Origin of the sequence: Phytoactinopolyspora endophytica (assembly GCF_004138495.1) — a bacterium.
Classification (GTDB): domain Bacteria; phylum Actinomycetota; class Actinomycetes; order Jiangellales; family Jiangellaceae; genus Phytoactinopolyspora; species Phytoactinopolyspora endophytica.
Genome location: NZ_ML142862.1, coordinates 34,946 through 35,663 on the forward strand (window position 1 = coordinate 34,946; position 718 = coordinate 35,663).

General features: G+C 71.0%; 1 protein-coding gene. It reads right to left on the minus strand.

What is annotated here, in order from left to right; genetic code table 11:
- Positions 1-562 (minus strand): HpcH/HpaI aldolase/citrate lyase family protein (locus ELR45_RS23415; protein WP_240760090.1); only part of this gene is annotated, 562 nt, incomplete at its 3' end.
- Positions 563-718 lie beyond the last annotated feature (156 nt).

Below are 718 nucleotides of genomic sequence, written 5' to 3' on the forward strand. Positions count from 1 at the left end.
CGTCCAGGTCACGGACGTTCGTGTACACGGCTGCCGCCGGCGCCGGGAGCCCGGCAGCCCGCGCGGCCACCACGACACGTTGCCGGCACCACATCAAGGCGCCGTCGTCGCTCACCCCCAGGTCTGACGCCAAGTCCGCCTCCCCCAAACCCAGCGATGCGACGCCGGGCGCCACAGCGATCTCGGCGGCCGCCTCGATGCCGGACGCGGTCTCCAGCAGGGCGTGCACCGGGCGTTCCCCCACGACGCCGACCGCTGCCGCGACATCCTCCGGGGACGTGACCATCGGGAGCCGCACGTCGACATGTCGCGGCAGCCTCGCCACCATGGCCAGATCACCGTGCCCCCACGGGGTGCCCGGCGCGTTGACGCGCACCTGAACGGGCCGTTGCGGAAACTCGTCGATCAGCTCGCCGATACCCGCCCGTGCCGCCTCCTTGTTCGGCGGCGCCACCGCGTCCTCCAGGTCCAGGATGACCACGTCGGCATCGCCCGCGAGCGCCTTGCGCGCCCGGTCCGGCCGGTCCGCCGGCACGTACAGCTGCGTCAACACGATGCTCATCGAGTCAGCCTCTCGCATGGATGCCACATTTCGCCAGTCAACACCGTCCTTCAAACCTTGTTCCGGGACTCCCGGGAGTGGGGTCTGGAGGCTCAAGCCCAGCCGGGCCACAGACCGACCGGGCTGGCCCACCTACGTAACCCGTCGCCTCCAGAC